The 1,598-nt window shown below is 40.2% G+C and carries 2 protein-coding genes; one reads left to right on the top strand and one right to left on the bottom strand.

From position 1 onward, the window contains the following. Window positions 1-107 precede the first annotated feature (107 nt). A complete protein-coding gene (hipB, locus tag Q1A70_RS19845; protein WP_299695732.1) occupies window positions 108-350 on the bottom strand; it encodes a type II toxin-antitoxin system antitoxin HipB in 243 nt (80 codons plus the stop codon). A 190-nt stretch (window positions 351-540) separates the two neighbouring features. On the opposite strand from hipB, the gene Q1A70_RS19840 reads away from it, so the two are divergent. Continuing rightward, window positions 541-1,533: a hypothetical protein gene (locus Q1A70_RS19840; protein ID WP_299695734.1), complete on the top strand. Its 993-nt coding sequence runs from the start codon at window positions 541-543 to the stop codon at window positions 1,531-1,533. The last annotated feature ends 65 nt before the right edge of the window (window positions 1,534-1,598 follow it).

The following is a 1,598-nucleotide window of genomic DNA, read 5'->3' as shown; positions in this document are numbered from 1 at the left end:
GGAGTCAATAAGAGAATGTCTCTGATCTGATCGTACGATTCTGATTTAGTTCACTCGATTTACGCAACAAAGCCGGTTTCTGATTTAATACAAGGGACGTTGCGATATTACCAATCTTCCTCATCAAGAATGCCGTTGCTCTCATTTCTTGTTTCAATCTTTACTGTCAGATCTAAGGCTTGAATGATTTTAAACATGGTAGAGAGCGTGGCTTTATCTGGTCTATTTTCAAAGTTAGAAATGGTAGCTTGCTTTATGCCGACTCTCTTTGCCACTTCGGACTGAGTCCATTTATTTTTTTGTCGTATTAGCAGTAAACTAGTAGCGAGTTGCTGTGGACTATAAATCACAATTCGTCATTCCTTACGATTATTGATGCTTACTTTTCACAAGGGATTCAAGCAGCACTATCCCTACTAGGGTATATTATTAACATTATACCTTTGTTGGGATAAAACCAAGAGTCGCTCTACTAGGGAATAAAGTAGAACAATCAAAGCCCTTGGCTTTGACTTATCTATATACAGGATGATATTTAGCATGGATGAGCTTGAGTCAGTAAATCAAAGAATTGAACAGTTGAAATCCGAGCTATCTCAGCTTGAGAAAAGACGAAATGAGTTACTGTCTAGTACTGTGAATCCAGAGCAAACTCTGTTAACTCCAGGACAGAAAATCGAACTATTTCAAAGTTACTTCCGAGGAAATCACCACTGTTTCGCTAATCGTTGGCAAAACTCGGCAGGTCGCAATGGTTACTCAATAGCTTGCTCCAACGAGTGGCAGCAAGGGGTATGTGAAAAGCCGAAGGTAAAGTGTTTAGAGTGCTTGAATCAAGCTTTTAAACCTTTGGATAGAGATGCGATCTATCGTCACTTAACTGGCGCTGAAGTCATTGGCTTATACCCTATACAGCCTGACAATTCGTGTTTCTTATTAGCCATAGATTTTGATAAAAGCGACTGGCTTCAGGCATCTCAAGCTTATGTTGAAGCGTGTGAGTTTTATGATCTGGATTGTTTGTGGGAGCGCTCTCGTTCAGGTAAAGGAGCGCATGTCTGGATTTTCTTTGAATCCGCAACAACAGCAAAGGACGCAAGAGAATTAGGCTTTCTTCTCTTAGACAAAGCGATGCAAATCCATAGTGCATTAGCTTTTGATTCTTATGACCGCCTCTTCCCTAATCAGGATGTTTTACCGACTGGCGGTATCGGCAATCTAATAGCCTTACCTTTACAAAAACAAGCAAGGGCTAATCAAAACTCAGTGTTTTTGGATCGTTTTGGTCAACCCTATGCCGATCAATGGTTGGCACTAAAATCAGTTCAGAAAGTACCAGTATCTAAACTTGAAAAGCTGATATCGGCTATAGAGAAAAAAGCTAAACAACCAGACGTTAGTGACTTGAAACCATGGGAACGTAACGTATTGCCAACATCGGGCATTGATGGGTGTCCGTCAAACGTAACCGTAGTATTGGCAAACCGCATTTACTTACCTCTCTCAGAGTTTCCTAATCCATTATACCCGTGATCATTGAAGGTGCTTGATTTTTAGTAAAATCAGGATCATGCTACGAACTATGATAATTACACTGA

It is taken from the genome of uncultured Vibrio sp. (assembly GCF_947488985.1).
Taxonomy (GTDB): Bacteria; Pseudomonadota; Gammaproteobacteria; order Enterobacterales; family Vibrionaceae; genus Vibrio.
This window is presented reverse-complemented; position numbering and strand designations above follow the sequence as displayed.